Genomic DNA, 1,529 nt, shown 5'->3' with positions numbered 1-1,529 from the left:
CCCCATCGTCAATCGAACCAACGCAACACAGGGCTTTTGAGATCCATGGTGAATAGGCCGTAATCAATGACAACCATTTCATTATCCTCGGAAAATGCGACATTATCTAACCGCAAATCTATTGGAATAATGCCATATCTTAGGAATTTTAATTCCAACTCGATTAGTTTCGTATATTCCATGATTGCAAGTGGCACTTTTGTGCCCATCTTCTTCATAATAATCCAGCCAGACCCAAACTCCTTAACCGGACATAGGTACTTTTGGGCTTCCTCATTGCAGTTATTATAAATGTATGCTTCATTTGCGTTGCCCATTAATCCTACTTCACACAGTGCAATTTTTAAGATATAGCCATTATTGAGATCATAGACAATTCTGTTATAACCATATCCAATCATTTTATACTTGAATTTTAGAGTTTTTTTAGCAGTAACCATTTTTTGTTTTGCCGTTTTAAAAAATTGGTATATTCCCATTTGGGATATCCAGGATTCAATGGATTTTATCTCTTCACGGGACAACATAGAACTTTCATTAGACAGTATTCTTTCATTACCATTGTTAATTGGGCACATCCCCTAAACGTCTCCTTTTTTTAAAAATTTGTAACTATAGAATGATATTTCCAGGGATATTGAAAAACATATACTTAGAAGAGTCACTAAGTAAAAGATTGTGTTCTAGCTGTTTATATTGGGGTGTTGAGATATTATTTATTTTGCTACTGGTTGATAGCCGACCGAGATGGATGGGGCTTTACTTCATGATGATTCGAAACTACCCTTAGCTTGTACCGCTTTGCAATAGTCGCAAGCACAAGCACTGCTTCCATCAATGCAAAATAATTACCAATACAATCTCTCGGACCTCCGCCAAATGAAAAGTAGGCATATATCCGGATGGTTTTCACAAAATTATTTTCAATCGTTCAGGCTTAAAAGACTATATATTATAGAAATACTCGGGCTTTCGGTGCATTACATACTGGCTTACCAGGAACACATTCCTTTTTTAAATTGATACTTATTTATCTCCACCTCCTCCTCCACTTCACATCCAGTGAAGACAGGAGGAAAAAAAGCATCGATTCCTAGATCATTTTTTGAGTATAGGTAAATTTCATGAAATCCCCAGGCGAAGAAGGGCCGTAATTTCGATCATATCCTGCCTTTTATACATGATATGACTTTTATATAAAATGGCTTGTACTGTAGTTGAGAAAAACTAGAGTTTTGACTAAAAAAATTCAACACTATAACTTTTTTTATAGGTGTTTATAAACTTATTTAACAAAATACTCCCCTTATCCTCTAAAACAGCCTTTTACTCACAAGGAGCAAAGGCTGTTATTTTAAACCTATTAGCGATAGTCTATTTAATAAAAAAAAGCAACTGCCTAATCAACGCAGTTGCTTTTCAACTTGTTTCGGTAATAGAAAAAATTAATTAATATGAAAGATTCCATTTCTATCATTTGCAAAGGAATCCCGCAATGTTGTTTTTAATATTTTCCCCGATGGGTTTCG

Annotated in this window: 2 protein-coding genes; both read right to left on the bottom strand. The window is 34.9% G+C overall.

The genetic code is table 11. From position 1 onward, the window contains the following. Positions 1–8: 8 nt before the first annotated feature. Positions 9–578, bottom strand: coding sequence for a hypothetical protein (locus AC1DUW_RS28440; RefSeq protein ID WP_477644133.1), 570 nt, complete (start codon positions 576–578; stop codon positions 9–11). Between the two features lie 146 nt (positions 579–724). Then, entirely contained in the window at positions 725–913 is a 189-nt protein-coding gene (locus AC1DUW_RS28435; protein ID WP_201783550.1) for a cytochrome P450, read from the bottom strand. Positions 914–1,529: the final 616 nt, after the last annotated feature.

It is taken from the genome of Peribacillus sp. P4_C12, from assembly GCF_056402095.1.
This window is presented reverse-complemented; position numbering and strand designations above follow the sequence as displayed.